General features: G+C 39.2%; 17 protein-coding genes. 16 read left to right on the forward strand and 1 reads right to left on the reverse strand.

Annotation, left to right across the window (positions count from 1 at the left end; translation table 11 throughout):
- The first annotated feature begins 15 nt into the window (after positions 1-15).
- From H7U04_RS07585 to H7U04_RS07610, 6 genes are all read left to right on the forward strand, one after another.
- A complete protein-coding gene (locus H7U04_RS07585) occupies positions 16-729 on the forward strand; it encodes a hypothetical protein (protein WP_064523986.1) in 714 nt (237 codons plus the stop codon).
- Between the two features lie 106 nt (positions 730-835).
- Entirely contained in the window at positions 836-1,843 is a 1,008-nt protein-coding gene (locus H7U04_RS07590; protein ID WP_201059553.1) for a hypothetical protein, read from the forward strand.
- 16 nt (positions 1,844-1,859) lie between these two features.
- A complete protein-coding gene (locus H7U04_RS07595; RefSeq protein WP_064523981.1) occupies positions 1,860-3,920 on the forward strand; it encodes an AAA family ATPase in 2,061 nt (686 codons plus the stop codon).
- The gene (locus H7U04_RS07600) at positions 3,908-7,261 is read left to right on the forward strand and encodes a hypothetical protein (protein ID WP_201059555.1); all 3,354 of its coding nucleotides are present in this window, start codon (positions 3,908-3,910) and stop codon (positions 7,259-7,261) included. Before H7U04_RS07595 ends, H7U04_RS07600 begins: the two co-directional genes overlap by 13 nt.
- Before the next feature lie 49 nt (positions 7,262-7,310).
- Complete coding sequence (locus H7U04_RS07605) at positions 7,311-7,586, forward strand: hypothetical protein (RefSeq protein WP_201059557.1); 276 nt, start codon at positions 7,311-7,313, stop codon at positions 7,584-7,586.
- Between the two features lie 9 nt (positions 7,587-7,595).
- Positions 7,596-7,880 (forward strand): hypothetical protein, encoded by a 285-nt coding sequence (locus tag H7U04_RS07610; protein ID WP_201059560.1) that lies wholly within the window; start codon positions 7,596-7,598, stop codon positions 7,878-7,880.
- 47 nt (positions 7,881-7,927) lie between these two features.
- On the opposite strand, the gene H7U04_RS07615 is transcribed toward H7U04_RS07610, so the two are convergent.
- Positions 7,928-8,704, reverse strand: coding sequence for a hypothetical protein (locus H7U04_RS07615; protein WP_201059561.1), 777 nt, complete (start codon positions 8,702-8,704; stop codon positions 7,928-7,930).
- 147 nt (positions 8,705-8,851) lie between these two features.
- On the opposite strand from H7U04_RS07615, the gene H7U04_RS07620 reads away from it, so the two are divergent.
- The 10 genes from H7U04_RS07620 (at position 8,852) to H7U04_RS07665 (ending at position 17,000) form a co-directional block, all read left to right on the forward strand.
- Complete coding sequence (locus H7U04_RS07620) at positions 8,852-9,679, forward strand: hypothetical protein (protein WP_201059563.1); 828 nt, start codon at positions 8,852-8,854, stop codon at positions 9,677-9,679.
- A gap of 38 nt (positions 9,680-9,717) precedes the next feature.
- The gene (locus H7U04_RS07625; protein WP_201059565.1) at positions 9,718-10,488 is read left to right on the forward strand and encodes a hypothetical protein; all 771 of its coding nucleotides are present in this window, start codon (positions 9,718-9,720) and stop codon (positions 10,486-10,488) included.
- Positions 10,489-10,628: 140 nt separating this feature from the next.
- Positions 10,629-11,537 (forward strand): LPXTG cell wall anchor domain-containing protein, encoded by a 909-nt coding sequence (locus H7U04_RS07630; RefSeq protein WP_064523963.1) that lies wholly within the window; start codon positions 10,629-10,631, stop codon positions 11,535-11,537.
- Positions 11,538-11,627: 90 nt separating this feature from the next.
- Positions 11,628-13,493 (forward strand): LPXTG cell wall anchor domain-containing protein, encoded by a 1,866-nt coding sequence (locus H7U04_RS07635; protein WP_201059567.1) that lies wholly within the window; start codon positions 11,628-11,630, stop codon positions 13,491-13,493.
- A gap of 187 nt (positions 13,494-13,680) precedes the next feature.
- Positions 13,681-14,343 (forward strand): hypothetical protein, encoded by a 663-nt coding sequence (locus H7U04_RS07640; protein WP_201059569.1) that lies wholly within the window; start codon positions 13,681-13,683, stop codon positions 14,341-14,343.
- A gap of 87 nt (positions 14,344-14,430) precedes the next feature.
- Positions 14,431-14,715: a hypothetical protein gene (locus H7U04_RS07645; RefSeq protein WP_201059571.1), complete on the forward strand. Its 285-nt coding sequence runs from the start codon at positions 14,431-14,433 to the stop codon at positions 14,713-14,715.
- A 278-nt stretch (positions 14,716-14,993) separates the two neighbouring features.
- Positions 14,994-15,359 carry a hypothetical protein gene (locus H7U04_RS07650; RefSeq protein ID WP_201059573.1) on the forward strand — a complete coding sequence of 122 codons (366 nt, stop codon included), beginning with the start codon at positions 14,994-14,996 and terminating at the stop codon, positions 15,357-15,359.
- Between the two features lie 70 nt (positions 15,360-15,429).
- The gene (locus tag H7U04_RS07655; protein ID WP_201059575.1) at positions 15,430-15,963 is read left to right on the forward strand and encodes a hypothetical protein; all 534 of its coding nucleotides are present in this window, start codon (positions 15,430-15,432) and stop codon (positions 15,961-15,963) included.
- 161 nt (positions 15,964-16,124) lie between these two features.
- A complete protein-coding gene (locus H7U04_RS07660; protein ID WP_201059578.1) occupies positions 16,125-16,397 on the forward strand; it encodes a hypothetical protein in 273 nt (90 codons plus the stop codon).
- A gap of 54 nt (positions 16,398-16,451) precedes the next feature.
- Positions 16,452-17,000, forward strand: coding sequence for a hypothetical protein (locus tag H7U04_RS07665; RefSeq protein ID WP_201059580.1), 549 nt, complete (start codon positions 16,452-16,454; stop codon positions 16,998-17,000).
- Positions 17,001-17,030 lie beyond the last annotated feature (30 nt).

The raw sequence follows: 17,030 nt of genomic DNA on the forward strand, positions 1-17,030 counted from the left end.
AAGGAGAGAAGCAATATGAGGCGAAAAAGCAACCTAGACAAACTGCTATTGGGAGTAGTTATCCTTCTAGTAGCGCAAGTGATTGAGTTGTCTATAAAATTACTCTTTCTTCCTAAAGCACCAGGAATTGAGATAGGCTATCTTGATTGGAGAAGGCCGTTTGTAATGCTGCTGGATAATTATTTCGAGTTCGGCTATTACATCGATACACCGTCAACCTCTGCTGGATTGGCCATGTATTTTTGCTTTCAAATTGTTAAGAAACTAGGCCTCGTTTTTCTCTTCTGGAGTTATTTTTTCAGTTATTACATTGATGAAACTCCCCTTAACGTTTCAAGATGCTGGAGATTAGGAAGATTGCTCCTGATACCAGCGATTTATTTCTTTTTTCAATTGGGAGAGCAATACGGTATCATAGATAATACGCTATCAATGGCGTTGTTCTATCACATTATGAAGTTCATCTTCAGTAAGAATCTTTTTATTGGCATCTTTGGATTTTTCGTTTTTCTTTATGTTTTACAAAACCCTAATTGGGAATCTACCGATCCTAGAAAAGCCAAGTCTTTGAGAGATTACCTCAATAGACGACACAACCAAGAAATGTATGAGCGTTCCAAAGCTCAAACAAGGGAAAATGTCACACTATTCACACTCATTATAGGTCTTTTAACCTTCAGAGGACTAAGAAGATTACGGGTGTACTTAAAGGAAATTCGAAGTTTTTAAAAAAATAGCCCTAAACATTAAAAAAAGAGTGTTTAGAGCTATTTTTTTATGTTATAATAATATTAGTTTTTTAAAAGGGAGATGACACCAGAAAGGGAAAATTTGTATGAAAAAAACATTTCTTGATAAAGAAGGGAGTAGAGCGGCAAGGCACATCGCTACGATTGCTAGCTTGCTAGTTCTGAGCACTGGTCTATATATCCAGGGCTATAGTCGAAATATCTATTTGAAAAACCATTCGGCTACGGCGCTAGGAACTTCAGCAACCTTTGAGCGGTCAAGTGCCAAGGCGACTATCAAAGACTATTATACTGATGAGTCAGAAAGCTTTATTGGTGTTACGATTTCTGTGGATGAGAACAGTAGTTCTCCATTGCCATATAAGGCGACAGATTACCTAGTCCTTTTGACAGACTACGAAGGGAATCAATCAAGCATACCAGCTATCTTTGGTCGTATGGGAACAGACGGAGATCTATTCCTTATCATCCCTAAACCAACCAAAGAGGTTTATCACATTGTTATTGCCAACCGTAATTACTTGGGTAATGATATCGAGGTTAAGAATGACAATAAGGTAATTGATACTGAAAAAGGTTCTATTGCCCGAGTTGTTTCGGAAGCGAATACCGTTGGAGCAGGAACAGGGGAGATTGAGGAAAGCAAAGCTGCTTCTAAGACTAAACGAGACAGCATCAAATTCCAACTTACCTTGAATCCAGCTCTTGATAGTAACGACTATAAAGTAACGAAATTGAAGACAAAGAGTCTTCTTAAAACTGACTCTGACGGAACGACAACCTTTGACTTTAAAACGTTCTGGACGATGACTTATAAGCAGAACATGATTGACATTGCTTCTAGAAAGGTTTCTAAAACAGCGACAACGATTGCTAAGTTAGAATCTCGCTTATCTGATTTCCAAAAACGTTATAACGAGAATCCAGATGATGAAATTGCAAAATCAAATATTGACGATCTGCAAAGTCAAATAAAAGATCAAGCTGATAGCCAAACCACACAGGCTGAAGCTTTATCGAAGTATCGTAAGTTGAAATATGATCCGTCTCTATTTGATGATTATTCAACTAAGATTTTCGTCTACAACAAATAAAGAAAGAGAGGTTTAGATGACTGATTTAAGCAAAATTGTGGGTGATATCGAATTACTACCACACTCACCTGGCTCGCCACCTAAAGAAGTGTCGGAAAAAGATGCTAATGACTATGTGTCGATCTCTAAGCTTCTTTGGGAAAACGAGGAATTTAGGGAATCGTTTGATAACTACAATGCAAGTATAGCTAATGCTATGTTGTTGCTGGAAGAGCCTAAAAACCCGTTCATCGGACGGGAAAAAGAACTTGATACCCTGAAGAAGGTTATGGAGTTTAAAAAGGATCCAATCGCCATTCTACTAGCTGAAGCTGGTATGGGCAAAACTACCCTGGTTCGTTATTTTGCCAAAATGGTGAACGAGGGTAAGATGAAGGGGACTTCGCGTAAATATGTTGTACTAGAAGTTCAAATCGGTTTGATGTCTGCAATGGGGCTAGATAAGTTCCAAGCAGGACTACAACAATTGCTTTCTGAGATTGAACATTTGCAACAGAAGGCGCGTGAAGTAATGAATGATAATAGTATTCACTTCATCCTGTTCATCGATGAAATACATACTGTCATTTCTATTTTTGGACCAGGTTCAAAAATCGGAGGAGACTTACTTAAAAGCTCGCTAACACCAGCAAAGGTCTGTGTGGTAGGCGCAACAACGCGTAAAGAGTATGACCGTTCTATTGCTCTAGATGATCCTTTGAAAGAGCGTTTCACTCCAATTGAGTTCCAGAAATTTACTCACACGGAGTTACAGAATATCTTGTTATCTTGGTGGGATGACCTCGGAGGAAATGAGATAGCGCCACTGCAAAGAGAGTTCATAGATAAAGTTCTAGAGTTTGGTCAGAGGTACAAAGAAGAATCTTCAGAGCCAAGGAGATCCATTAAGATTATCCAAGGGCTGGAGGCTTGGTGTCGGATTGACCAAACAAAACCTTCGTTGAAGGTGGTTGCAGATATCTTTAGAAGTTTGTATGGCGTTCACACCAATGTCCGCTTCAACACTGCGGATGTTCTTTACCACCTGGAACACGACATCATTGGTCAAGACATGGCCAAGTTCCAGATTATGGACTTCTTTAAACGATTTAACATTAGGGTTGGAAGGCAGCGTAGCCGACCATTAGGCGTGTTCTTTTTCGTAGGACCTACAGGGGTTGGTAAAACAGAAACAGCCAGAATCATTAATCGCGTCTTATATGACGGAGAAGCGAACATGAAGTTCATTAATACTCCTGACTATTCGATGATTGATGAAGGAGACTTGGTTCTCCGTAGGGATATTGGTGAGGAGGCGAGACACCATCCTCAAACAATTTTCCTAATTGATGAGGTTGAAAAAGGCGTTTATCGAGAGAGCAACAAGGTTAAAAATAACCTGCTCCCTACGTTCTTGAGTCTAACGGATAATGGTAAAGTTATCTACGACGCAAGGAATAAAGAGGGAGATCGTGAAACGTATTCTTCAACACTTCAAAACACCTGCTTCATCTTTACTTCAAATGCAGGACACGAAGTTTTTGAAGGTGATGAAAAACGTGGTGATGAGTACGATGAGACAAAAGACACACCACAATCACGCGCCAAACGAAAAGAACTTGAATCAAGCGTCAAAGAAAGGCTATTGAAAACCTACGGCTTCACGCCAGAATTTCTAGGACGGATGGATAAATTTGTTCTCTACAAGCGTTTATCACAATATCACGGTGTTAAAATCGCAGAACGGCTGTTAAACCAGTATTTATCAGATCTAGAACTAGAGAGAGGCATTGTTGTCGAACTCAATAAACCTAGCACCATTAAGAAAGATGAGATCATTGGAGCTCCAAGTGATTTTGAAGCTCAAGAAATAGCTGTTTTCCTAGCGACCGTCAGGGTAGATATGACAGACAGTCGCTCAGGAGGAGCCCGTAAGGTGAAAACGGCAGTTGAAGACGAGATTGAAGAATTGATTGCTAGAACAATCTACGAAGATGAAAGCAAGAAGCACTTCAAACTAACTGTTCCTAATCGGGGTATTCTATTGCAGAATGTATCTCATGAAGAAATGGAGGTTAAGTTAGAGTGTTTAGGTTAAGAAAGAAAACAACAATAGCAACATTAACGGCCGTTCTTGCTATCTTTGGAATACTGATGACAGGTCGAACGGCAGATGCGAACGCGTCCTTAGGTGATGAGCCTACGTATCAAAACCTCTATCAGAGTGCTCTGTATACAGAAAGCTCTGAGGGAGGGATTAAGGAAATCTCAATCAACTACGAGAGCTTGGCAAAATATCCTAAGATTGATTCTGATGCTGATGATCAAGTTTTTGATTATACAAATCTTGGTAAGGGTGGCGAGTACACGACGGAAGGGGCAACTCTAGTTAACACCATCAAAGTGTTATCTAAAAAAGGTTGGCTCGTCACTTACAAAACACACCCGTCATGGTGGGAAATCATCACTAAGGCGGTAGGGGAAGTGGTTACAGCCTACGCAACAGGAATATCTGTTATTCTCGGAACAATCGGTGAAGGGTTAACAGATATCGGTAATGTATTTTCAGATGCCTACGCTTGGGTTGTAGACAAGTCTACACCAGCCAATTTAATCGATTGGGTTGGGAAAACCGCTAGTGGTACTTATGGAGACAAGAACTGGATTACAGACCTATTTGGAGCTATCATCACGAATTTGGTTGGTGACTTGAATCAAATGCTCACCATTGTTCGTAACGTTGCTCTGGTTGTATGGGTTATAGCCGCAGGTGTAGCAGTTGGCTCAGCCTTCATCAGAGGTAACCTTAAAGGAACTCTATTGCCCTTTAGGAGATTGATTATTAAAATTTCAGTTCCCATTCTATTTGTATCGACTTACCCTTCATGGAACAATATGACAACCTTGCAAGGTAAGATAGACACTGATAAATTGAAAATCGATGGCAAACTTAATGATACCATTGTAGTTGACAACCTAAAATTAGCAGTTGCTTCTAACTACGATCTACAGGTAATTTATCCTAATGCTTATGGTTCATTAAGTAACACGGGTATCATGACTGATTTCTCGAAGTTCAAGGTGACAGATGATATCGTTCTTGCGGCTAATACGCAAGTAAATACCATTCTTGGAGCAGATCTAGCAAGTGAGTTGACAGATGAACAAGTTACAGGTACGTTAGCGGCTATCACTTCAGGAAAGACCATCGACGTATCAGAATATATTGCTGGCATCGAGATGGCTTCTACAGGACGTTATAGAAGCAACACAACAGCGCATGCTAATAACCTACCGTCAGAAACAGGAATGTCTTGGAGTGACAAGGCGGAAACCACCTTTGATGTCGCAGATATTGGTGATATGCAAAATGTTATGGGGAAAACCTTAACTGTTAAAGGCAAACCGATCTTCTTTGACAACATCAAACCAAAAGATGATAGCAAAGAAGCGAAAGAGAAAGATTATAGCTATCGCTCATTTATTGACTCAAAATCAATTGTTTACAGTAGTGAAAACTATCAAGCAACACCTTTGAGACGTGGAGATGCTTGGACTTACCTTTATGGAATTAAAGCCAGCAACTCCTACATGACAGCTAATTTAGCTAACTATACATCTGGCAAAGGCAACGCTATGAATGATAAATTAACTGGAAAGATTGGTAATGGAGAGGATGCAACGAGCACAGTAGACGCTAAAGATGGTGATCCTAGAGATAACCATAAGAAAAAAATGGACGAGGCTAAAGGTAAAGATTTAAAAGGCGAAGAAAAATCAAAATATTATGGCCAGGAGTCAAAATACTATCAATGGGCCAATAATTACACTATTGCGATGTTTAACAAATATGCTGGGACAAACACAACTAACACTAGAGCAAAATCTGGTGGATTCTCAAATCAGTCAACAGCAATGCTTCTACAAACAACATTTGGCTCTAACAAGCTAACCTACAGTGGTTACTACGCAAACTTCTCTGATGCGGATAAAGGACGTATTACAGCTGCGAACGGGGTTGCCTTCCAGCGTTACACCATCCCAAACAATGGGGCAGGTGACTATTTGCGTAAGATTAGTATTCTTTCCTACTACCAAATTGCTCAAGCAATTTTGTCATTAGGAGTTCTGTTCTCATTGCTTCGTATTGGATTTGGACGCTTGGTAGGACCACAATGGAAGAATTTTGCTTCTATCTTCGCTAATGGTTCAGTAGCAGCGTTCATCATGTATTTCATTATTGATTTGACACTTAAGTGGACATTCCTTTTAGGGAAAGTTTCTAGGGCAGTGACAGGTTTTATCATTACAAAAGCAATGACCTCTTTACCAGATGCTCTTAGCTTTGTTCCGTTTGTGGTGGGGTTCTTTGCAATCGTCATCGCAGTTGGTTTAAGCTGGCGGATGATTAAATACCCAGCCTTTGGTAGCAATGGTAAAGTATCAGTAATTGACCTTATTATCTTGATTGCACTGGCTTTCAGTGACTGGGTTAAAGCTCCTGTTCAACGTTTTGAAAATCTGCTTTATGGCGGTAATGCAGGAGGTAACTTCGATGTTAAAGCAGAAAACCTTAATGGTAACGTCAAGAATGGCGGAGGCATGCGTAACCTTCTTACAAGTGCGGCTGGAAGCTACATTGGTAACAAGTTTGGTAACGATCATGACGACCAAGAACAAAGTCCACGCAACAATCCACAATCAAATCTATTGGATCGAGCAGCTAAGACTAAGCGACTTGTCAAAGGTGCTAAATTAGCAACAACTATTGGGGCAGCAGCAATGACAGGTGGTGCTTCAGCAGCGGTTACTATGGGCGCTAAAGTCCTTGGTAAACGAGCACTTGGTTCAGCAAGTAAATTCGCAGCAAGTAAAGCAGGTGTCGCCCTTGGAATGAAGGGTAAAGATGCTGGATTCCTACAAAAATATGGTAGTGAACAATTTGTCAATGCTTTGACAAATGGTACTTCATACATGACACCAGATGGTAAACCTGGAGGTCTAGGCCGTCCTAAGACGAAAGAGCAAGCAGAACAACGTCAACAGTTTGTAGATAACTACAACACTATGAAGTCTGAAGAAGCTGAAGCTCTAGAAGCTTTTGGAGTGACTAATAGTCGTGGTGAACGTGTCCTTTCAGATGAAGGTAAAGAGTGGCTTAAGATTAATGACACTTACCAAAATGCGAAAGCAGGAGCGGATCCTGAAGCGTTTATTGCTGGTCAAACAAGCTCAGTGGATGCTATCTCAGAGCGAGCTAGTCAAATCCATAAGGGAGCGAAGAACATGGCTTACAGAACAGCCTGGAAGACAGTCTCAGCCGCAGATAAAGCTTCTAATGCCATTAAGATGCTTCCTGACACACGTGTCGGAAAAGCAGCAAGAAAGGGTATTGATACTTATACCAAAGCTAAGAATGTCGTTGATAAATTCAAGTAATTGTGTTATTCTGACACGGATATTTATTTAAAAGGAGAAAGAATAAAATATGGTACAACAAATTTTCGAGTTTATTATGAATAAACTTTTCGGTGGTGATGCAAGTGCTACGATGCAACTTATTGGTTCAGCAGTTCTTACGGTTGTTGGTTGGATTGGAGCATTTGTTAGTGCAATCCGTGGCGGATGGCTCGTTTGGGTAAAAGGTAAACGTGAAGGATGGAAATACCTAGTTATGGCTGTAATTGCCGTCTTGTTTGCTTTGAACTTTACAAACATGATGCTACATTATGCCCAAGGGCTCCAAAGCACTGTAAACTATTAAGGTGATGTTATGCGGTTTATCGAAATTGATTCAACTGACATGCCTGAAAAAAAGCAAGAACAATTACTTAACTTGCTCTCAGGCGTTGATTATCGGACCAAAGATGATATGATTTACTTGACCATTAAACAATGGCAAGAAAACAAATATACCATCTTGAATAAATGGAAAAAATTCAAGGACCTTAGGGTTTCAGAAATTGATATCACTGAAAAGCGTCAGGTTTTGATTGTTTCTCCTTCAAGCAAGTTATTTAGTCCAGAATTTGATGAGATGGAGAGAAATCTAGCTTAAAAACATAAAAAAAGAAGCCTAAGAGCTTCTTTTTTTATGTTATTGACTTAGTAGTTATTTTCTTCGAGCCACGCGATAAATTTGTTTTTGTTGTCTTCTTCAAGAGAATTGATAAGATCATATAACTCGTAACAATCATCAATGCAGGCATGAGCATCTTGTATCATGGTGATGGCCATTTGTTGCAAACTGATGATAAATTTAAGACCATTAATCTTTTCATCAGCAGTAGGTTCGCTGCCATCCTTGCTCTCTAGATTGTGATAGTCACGGGAAGGAGAGAGGGCAAACTCGAAGTAACCGTTTGTTTGAAATTCGCTGCCATCTGAATTATCGTCACGATAACGCTCTAGCATCATCATTTCATTAAGCGTGTGTGTTAAAGAGTCTAGGCTTTTCTGAACGGGCTCAGTATCAATATTGGGGCGGTATTTGTACCATAAAATTTCGCCTTCATCATCCTCTTTAAGAACAACACGAATCAATCCGTCGGAATTATCGGTGAATTTACCATGCACAATTTCAACCTTTTGATCAAGGAAAGTATCGAACAAGTTAAAGTAGTACATGCCTTCATCTTTGTTTTGTTTGTCCAGGTCTTGAGCATATTTGTTCGCTTCCGCCATAACAAGCATGACAGGATAGCCAGTTTCAGGATCAACTAACCCTTCAAGTTCATTCATGCGTTTGACGTATCGATCAAACTCTAGGAAAACCTGCTTTCTGTTTGAATCCGCGATAGTTGCTAACTCCTCAACTTCTGCAAGTTTGGCGGTATCGTCCTCGACATTATTTCTTTTCAATAGTTTGTTTAAAAAATTCATTGTAGACCTCTTATTATTTTTTTATTATTGTATCATAATAAAATAGATTATCCAAACTTATATATAAGCAAGTTTAGGGCGATTTTTTTCAAAATTGAATTTTTATAGTAAAATAGAGTTGTCAAATAAAAAATAGGGGTTATAAAAATGATACCAGATGAAAAGTATGATCTTGTTAGACAATTAATTCAACGTCAATTTGATTCAGATAGCGAAGTTTACTTAACATTAAGCGTTGATGGCGTTGTTACTGATTTAACAGTTATCACAGAAAAACCAGTTGATTGGAATAAAGATGACTACACAGAAGATGCTTACGATTGCTTAAATGCAATGGCATTTGATAATGAGTTGATTAAGAAAAAGCTAACCCCGAAATACAAAGAGGAGAAAAATCCATCTTTAAACAGCTTAATCAACACTGCTCGGTTAAGAGACTCCCTGGAGGAAGCTGAGCTTGAACCAGCCATCATTGATCGTATTATTCAAACAGCAGAAGAGCATCTGGTTATTCAATACACGTTAACTAGCCTAACCAAGGAAGTAAGACAAGAGATGGAACGTATTTTACATGTCTGCTTAAATCTTGATGAGCTAACGCTAAAAGATTTAAAACACAGCTACACGTTGTCCAGCATATTGTCCAAAACGAACTTCAGTAATATCTCAGTAGGCAAGTATGAGAGACGTACACCAAAAGATATTTCTAGGCTCTTTACAGAATTAAACCTATGGAATGTGGCCGAAAAAGTATTTGCTGGCCCAAATTACCAAAACTTGAGAAATAACTTCAGAAAAGCTGCTTTTTTACAAGATGAGAATGATATTTACGAAGCAGTTAAGGTCTACCCTGACTTGTTTACAAAATTAGCCCTGGAAGATAGCGGAAGGTTGATTACAGAAACTTTGTCAGAAAGCCTTGGACGTGCAAATTACACCACATTTGCAAATTACTACATAGTGGCCAGAAACTAACTGGTGAAGATGAAAGGAACTAACTAACAATGGTCTTGATGTTAAAAGAAACAGAACAGCTAAAGATTGCATTGAGGCATTATGCGAACGCCTTGGGGAAACCAGCAGGTGATATCAAGGCCGCAAGCGATGCGATTGGGCTTAAGTATGTTGATCAAAAAATCTCTAAATTGTTAGCACGTTTGGAACATGCGAAAGAGCAATATAAAAACCTTGATAAAATGGTTGATGAGCTAGGAGTTTTTCGTGTTAAATCTGAGGTGACTAATATTGAGTTAGAGTATAAATCAGAACTACAAGCTGTTATTAGTGACTTTTCGGATAAGTCTGCTAAATTAAAGCTCCTTAAACATAAATTTGATAACCTTATCCTCACCCTAATGTCTGCTATGAAAATCAGCTCTCTAGGTTTTGTAGAAGGCTCTATGTTGGCAAAAGCGAAAATAGTAGCAGAGCTAGGGGAATCGCAACCAACGTTTGCGCAAATTCAATCAGTTCTAAGAAGCACCAATTTAAGCAATACAGAGATGGTCAATGTCTCTCAGGAATATGTTAAGCAAGGTGCTATTAGAAAAGCTGAAGTAATCGAAGAGGTCGGATTTGATAGAGTATTCAGTGAGATTGTAGAAGATTTGAAAGAAGTCCTCTATGAGAACGCAAAAGAACAATGCCAAAATCTCTTTACAAGCAACGAGGATAGCCAGCGATTTTTAGGCCAAACGCTAAGAACGACAACGGTTAAATTCGTGGAAAGAAACCATTCAAAACTCTACAGCTACGCTAAAGAGTTAATAATTGAAATTGTATAAAAATTAAATTAAAAAAATAGCCCTAAACGTGAATTAATTCCATTTTAGGGCTTGTTTTTTTATTTTATATGTGGCATACTATACAAGTAAACAAAAGACCGCCAAGTCAATAAACTAGAGAAAAAGAAAGGAAAATCAGAATGAATAAATTTTGGTTGAAATGTGGGACAGCTCTTGCAGCTGTGACAGTCATTGCTGCAAGCGCAGCGGTAGCAAATGCGGATGAGGCGACATCAAATCAGTCTTACGCAAATGTTGTTATCGCTAATGACAACACTGCTCCAGCCCCTGCACCAAACACTACTGCCCCAAGCACAGAGACAACAACACCAGCTCCAACGACTGGTGACACCACTAAACCAAGTGATGCAGTTGCTCCAAGTCCAGAGACAACAACACCAGCTCCAACGACTGGTGATCACACGAAACCAAGCGATGTTGTTATCTCGACTCCAGAGACAACAACACCAGCTCCAACAACTGGTGATCACACAAAACCAAGTGATGTTGTTATTACAGATAAGGAGACAGGGAATAACCGCAAGCCTTCAGAAAGCCACACTAAACCAAGTGATGTTGTGATTTCTGATAAAGATGAGGTCAAACCTAATGATCACACAGCAGCTACTCCTGTGCTTAAGCCAGGTGCTTCTACAGATAAGATTGTAAAATCAGATGAGTCTGCTAAGCCATCAGAAAGCACAGAAGAAGCTCCAACAGTAGCTACTCAAATTGGTGAAGTATCGCCTGTCACAAATCAAGAAGTTCGTAATGTTAGCGCAGCGAACCCTGTCGTAACAAGTCAAGGACAAGTTATCACGGGAGTTCAAAATGGTGTGGCGACACTTGATAACGGTCAACAAGCTAAATTGGAAGATCTTGGTGCAACTAAGAACAGTGATAAAACATACACTGTTACAAATAGTGAAGGCAAAAAAGAAACACTTCCAGAGACAGGAGATAGCCAAGTTGGTGTATTTGCACTGGTAGGTGCTATTATGACAGCAATGGGCTTAGCCTTGTTTGGTAAGAAAAAAACAACTAACTAATGTTAACTAAAAAAGACACCCACTGGCCTGGGTGTCTAGCAATGAATGAAAATAACAGGGGACTTCCCTGCCTAAGGAGATTATATTAAAATGTGCAAACAAAGTCAAACTTTCTCAGTTCGTAAAAACAAAGCTATTAAAAGCTTGGGTGGCGTTGTATTGGCCGTTGCTGCCATTGTAGCTATCGGTGGAAGTGCATCAGCAGATGAAGTAACAGCTACAAATGCTACATCTTCTAATGCCCCAACAACCGCTGTAACAACTGAAACTGATACAACATCAAACGCAACTACAGCTCCAGCTACAACAAATGCTAATACTCCAGCAACACCTACTACAACTCAGGAAGCTCCAAAAGAAATCCCTGCTAAAGTTGAGTCAGTAACTCAGGCTGAAGCAGTTAAAACTGTAGATAATGCACAAGCGACTTTGAAAGCAGATGCTACTGAAGCTCAGAAAAAGGGTGTCACAGTTGAGGAAGCTAAGGATAAAACAGAAGTAACAATCACAGATGAAACTGCTACAGACGAAACTAACAAGATTTTAACGGATTTGACTGAGCAGGATAAAACAATCAAAACAGCAGAAAAAGCTGTTGAATCAGTTGATACCAAAGCTAAAGAATTGGCAACATCAACTAAAGCTGTTGATCAAGTAGAAGCAGATGCTAAAAAAGCAGGAGTGACTGTCAATGTTAAGACAGCAGACGGTACACCTAAGTATCAAACTAATGCTAAAACAGCAGAAGAACTTCAAAAACAACTCAACGACAATGCTAAGAAATATGGGACTGCCGTTGATTCAGCAGTAGCTAAGCAATCAGCAACAGCTGCAACTGCTAAAACAGAGTTGGACAACTACATTAAATCTTATACAGATTTCAAGAATGGCGTTGTGAGCTCAACAGGTCTTACTTGGTCTAACGGAGTTCAGCTTGAAGCTGGCCAAGGCGCAGAGTTCAAGTCTGGTGACGAACAAGTCATCGATTGGGCCGATGGAAAATTGAAAACTGCTGCTAAATATGCCACTCAAGGAACATATCTAAACCAGAATACAGATGCAAACTTTGACAGCATCTTCAAAATTAATGGAACTGGTACAGTGAAAGTCAAAAACACTACTAAAGGTGACGTTGATTTGACATTCTCTGATATCAAATCATCTGGAGCTACTTCAAATTATGTAGCTATCTACGGCGCACCAAACGGCGGTATTGCTTGGTCAGTCTTTGGCCTTGTTAATGGTGCTAATACTGGTGGTGGCGTTGGTGAAGGTGCATCTGGCGCTGGTAGTGCTGGAAATATCGTACTCACTAATATCTACAGCTATAAATTGGCTCTAGCAACATCAGAAGGCGTTAAAGTTGTTACATTTAATGACCTAGACAACGATCAAACGCTCTCAGATCTTTCAGGATTTGATGGAACAGCAGTAGAAACTGGTGCAAATGTAACCACAGGTTCAGGAACCTATGGTGCTGGCGCTGGTGACGTAACACAAGCTGCTGGAAGCAAGCTAGATTCTAACAGTATTCGTTGGGTGTACGGTGATAGCAAAGCACGTAAAGCATCATTCACGCACGCAACATCAGGAAACAACACATCTATCGTTGGTGGTATCTTTGGGGAAGATTCAAATATCCCTGTAGAGCCAACAAAACCAGTATTGACTCTTGAAAAAGTGACTGTAGGGAAACCAAAAGTAGCTGTGACTGTTCACTATTATGAAGTTAAAGAAACTCCAAAACCTGAAGCACCAGCTAAACCAGCTACACCAACTGAAACTCCCAAAACACCAGTCACTTACACACCGTCTGAAACACCAAAAGCACCAGTTACTTATCAAGCTCCAGCGTTGCCACAAACAGGTGAAGTTGAGACAGGACTTGCGGTAACTGCTGGTATTGCTACTCTATTCTCAGCTGTAGCATTGGCAGGTGTTAAACGTAAAGCGTAAAGAATAACTAAACAACCATTTTCCCATTTTCCCCTAGTTTAAAAATATGATAAGACAGCCCAGCTTCAAAGTTGGGTTTTTTATTGAAAAGAAAAAAACACTTGACGATAAATAATTAAAGGGTTATAATATAGAGGAAGTTGAGAGCAGGCAAACTCTTAAATCAGCACTAAACAAGGAGGGGCCTATGAAAACCCAAAAAGTTGTAAGATTTACAAGGAATTTTGACCGCAGACACAGAACAGATGTCTATTTGTATGCGAATACTTATGAAGATATAACGAGTCTGATAGAGAATGAGATTAACGATAATGTCTATGGAATCTCTGACTATCCTATTTCGAACACAGTTGAGAGTGAGCTTTATGAAAGCTTGAATATGGCTTTCTGGGAAGAGCAATATGAAGATGATTATGAGCGATTTGAGAACATGTTAGAGAAATTTCATGACAACCAAAACAAATTAGCTACAGAAGAACAGTGGCGTGAAGCTGTTTTAGATAACGGTGAACGAGATTCACGCTCTTGCTACTACTGGTGGGTTAGTTATGAAGCCATGACGCTAGAAGAGTTTTCACGTCGCCTCAGTAAAAAGCGTAGTGACAAACTCATGGCTCTCTACGGGTGTTATAGTATCAATCAGGTTTACAACATTTATCTTGATTACGTTGAGGCTTACTACGATAACTACCTGGTAGAGAATCCAGATCGTGAGTATGTTCAAAACGAGATCATTAAGGACTTTTGGAACGGCATCCTTAGCAAGACAGATATTGAGTTTAGTAATGGTATTTCAATTATATTCTCGGAAGGACTACCTGAAGCCGATAATTGCTTTGAAGAAGATTGAGGCGTATGTTATCTATGATGACGCAGTAATTTAGTTTATTAGTGTTTTTAAAATATAGTTTTAGAAGAAGATAGAGAGGTTTATTTTATGGATAGTAAATTAGTCGTTGAAAAAATTGATATGTTAGCATCGGATGTATTTCCACTTTTTATTACTTTGTTAGTAGGAGCGTATTGTATTTTGGCAATTCTTTATTATAGGTTCTTAATAACTGAAGCTTTTAAAGTCATTAACATAGCTGTATGGCATCCTATTTACTTTGGAAAACAACAATCAGGTTTTAACAAGTTTTTATGGTTTGTGATGACTCCGATACATTATGTCATATTTGCTTTTTTCTTGGTATTGTTATTCCGATATTTGTTTGGGTAAAGTTTGATGCAATAGCTGATGGGTAGGTTAAAGGAAATCAATTTCCTAGAGGAGTAGCTGTGAACAACAAAGTTGAGAGATGGTACTTAAGTGAAGTTATATAAATACTTTAGGTTCTTCTTATTGGTAGGCAATGTAAGGACTACTTGAAGCCGATAATTGCTTTGAAGAAGATTGAAGGTTGATGATCTAGCCAAAGGGACAACAAGAGGACTTATGTGTCATCATATAGGCGAAAGTAATATAACTTAATACGTACAATGAGATAGAGGTAATAAATGGAAACGATAGGGAAATTAGGCCATGTTTTAGGAGAAACATGGTATGGCGCAGCAATATGCGTAGTAGCGACCTTAGTAGTTGTCTACTTAAATATCCGTAAAATTGGGGGCTTGGAACTGACATTTGAAGAACGCCAGGAAAAAGTAAAGGCTTTCGAAAACACTCTCAGAGTAATCATTCTTACTCTAGGGACTTTAGGTTTCGTAGGCTTGCTAAAACCGATTTCTGGTCTTGCTATCGTTATGACTCTATCAATAAGCGAAGCACTTATTGGCTTAGCTACCCTAAAGATGCAAGAGGTTAAGAACCTCTACGATCAAGAAGAGGTTGAGGAGCAGCACCAGGACAAGAGAGATTTATAAATGGCTAATAATAGTTTTGAAGTCTTTATTTTAGAAAATAAATGAACAAGCAGAAAAGAGGTAGAAACTAATGAAAAAGGTTGTTAAATTTAGTATAAGAGGGGTACTTGTAACCATATCATTATTTGTTTTTGTCGCTGTATTTGTTTCAGCGATGAAAGGAATTACAGCTCACGATTATCACATGAATTTTACTCAAATGTTGAGTGATAATACTCTAAGAGATCACGCTTTGATTGAAAAAAGCACACCATCTCAATTCATCACTAATATTTTATTAGGTGTAATACCATTATTCCTAATTTTTGCAGGAATGGCTTCAAGTCATATTCTATTTAAAAAATATAATTTGTCATTAGATCGACTAGGGTTGTTTGTTACCTATACAGCAATTATGGTAAGTACAATATTGATGTGCCTGTTTGGCTATATGGCTTTAAGCGAGAATATGTTAGCAAAATTATTGGGTAGCACCCTAATAGGTGGAAATTTTTATATGCTTTTTAGATCATTTTTAGGGCTTGGATATTCTTCTGCCAAAGGAAATCTAACCCCTGAACACTCTAGAGCAAGGAAAGACAGGTTGGAAGTTCATCAAAAATAACCGACTAGCACCGTCAGAAGATGGTGTTTTTTTCTGTCTTCAGGATCTGCTGAAGAAAAATAAAGCAAAAAACCACTTGACGATAGCTAAACAAAGAGTTATAATAAAAAAGAAGTTAAGAGACGGCAAACTCTTAACCAACACTAAACGAGGTAAGAACAATGAAAAACATTATTATTCGAGTAAACCATATTCATGAAACATATGAAATCATTTCAGCAGAGACAGCACTTGATGAAATTATCTTTAATGACGGTGCTAGTGACCCAGTTACTTGCAGTTCTGTCTTTGGTGGATTTCTAAAATTTGAATCAAGCGTTGGTGATATTACTTACGAGGTATACCGTGGCAACTATGTTTGCCAAACCGAAGAAGTTGAGAAACGTATTAACACACTTGATGTATGTGGGTACGTTGACTTAGGAAAAATTTAACTCTTGAGACAGTTGAAAAAGTTCAAGGGTGGATAGACACAAAGGAGAAAGAAAATGGAACAAAGCACCATTAAAAAATATGAGTTGGTAAACGAGGACACAATCGTTCTTGGTGATGTCACGCTGTTTAGAGTTAAGGCGTTGATTAGTTTTGGCGCTGTAAAAAAAGGAGACCTAGGGGGGTATGTAGAAAATGAGGATAATCTAAGTCACTCTGGTTACGCTTGGGTCTCTGACGGCGCTGTGGTCTATGACAATGCTAAGGTCACAGGCGACGCTTGGGTTTCTGACAACGCTAAGGTCACAGGCAACGCTAGGGTCTATGACAATACTTGGGTCTATGGCAACGCAAAGGTCTCTGATAATGCTGAGGTTACAGGCAACGCTAAGGTCTATGACAATGCTGAGGTTACAGGCAACGCTAAGGTCTATGGCAATGCTAGGGTCTTTGGCGACGCTTGTGTCGCAGGCGACGCTTGGGTCATTGATAACGCTAGGATATATGGCAAAGCTAAGGTTACAGGCAATGCTAGGGTCTTTGGCACTGCTAGGGTCTCTGGCGACGCTACGGTTGCTGGCGACGCTATAGTCTATGGACGATAATCCAAGTAAGGCGCTTGTTAAAAAAACAAT

Source organism: Streptococcus sp. 22.1 (assembly GCF_016648645.1).
Taxonomy (GTDB): Bacteria; Bacillota; Bacilli; order Lactobacillales; family Streptococcaceae; genus Streptococcus.

What these genes read in the sequence shown, in the direction of transcription:
- H7U04_RS07660 (WP_201059578.1), top strand. Translation starts at nt 16,125, where the DNA reads ATGAAAAACATTATTATTCGAGTAAACCATATTCATGAAACATATGAA.
- H7U04_RS07625 (WP_201059565.1), top strand. Translation starts at nt 9,718, where the DNA reads ATGTTAAAAGAAACAGAACAGCTAAAGATTGCATTGAGGCATTATGCG.
- H7U04_RS07595 (WP_064523981.1), top strand. Translation starts at nt 1,860, where the DNA reads ATGACTGATTTAAGCAAAATTGTGGGTGATATCGAATTACTACCACAC.
- H7U04_RS07620 (WP_201059563.1), top strand. Translation starts at nt 8,852, where the DNA reads ATGATACCAGATGAAAAGTATGATCTTGTTAGACAATTAATTCAACGT.
- H7U04_RS07635 (WP_201059567.1), top strand. Translation starts at nt 11,628, where the DNA reads ATGTGCAAACAAAGTCAAACTTTCTCAGTTCGTAAAAACAAAGCTATT.
- H7U04_RS07640 (WP_201059569.1), top strand. Translation starts at nt 13,681, where the DNA reads ATGAAAACCCAAAAAGTTGTAAGATTTACAAGGAATTTTGACCGCAGA.
- H7U04_RS07605 (WP_201059557.1), top strand. Translation starts at nt 7,311, where the DNA reads ATGGTACAACAAATTTTCGAGTTTATTATGAATAAACTTTTCGGTGGT.
- H7U04_RS07655 (WP_201059575.1), top strand. Translation starts at nt 15,430, where the DNA reads ATGAAAAAGGTTGTTAAATTTAGTATAAGAGGGGTACTTGTAACCATA.
- H7U04_RS07590 (WP_201059553.1), top strand. Translation starts at nt 836, where the DNA reads ATGAAAAAAACATTTCTTGATAAAGAAGGGAGTAGAGCGGCAAGGCAC.
- H7U04_RS07615 (WP_201059561.1), bottom strand. Translation starts at nt 8,704, where the DNA reads ATGAATTTTTTAAACAAACTATTGAAAAGAAATAATGTCGAGGACGAT.
- H7U04_RS07630 (WP_064523963.1), top strand. Translation starts at nt 10,629, where the DNA reads ATGAATAAATTTTGGTTGAAATGTGGGACAGCTCTTGCAGCTGTGACA.
- H7U04_RS07645 (WP_201059571.1), top strand. Translation starts at nt 14,431, where the DNA reads ATGGATAGTAAATTAGTCGTTGAAAAAATTGATATGTTAGCATCGGAT.
- H7U04_RS07585 (WP_064523986.1), top strand. Translation starts at nt 16, where the DNA reads ATGAGGCGAAAAAGCAACCTAGACAAACTGCTATTGGGAGTAGTTATC.
- H7U04_RS07610 (WP_201059560.1), top strand. Translation starts at nt 7,596, where the DNA reads ATGCGGTTTATCGAAATTGATTCAACTGACATGCCTGAAAAAAAGCAA.
- H7U04_RS07650 (WP_201059573.1), top strand. Translation starts at nt 14,994, where the DNA reads ATGGAAACGATAGGGAAATTAGGCCATGTTTTAGGAGAAACATGGTAT.
- H7U04_RS07665 (WP_201059580.1), top strand. Translation starts at nt 16,452, where the DNA reads ATGGAACAAAGCACCATTAAAAAATATGAGTTGGTAAACGAGGACACA.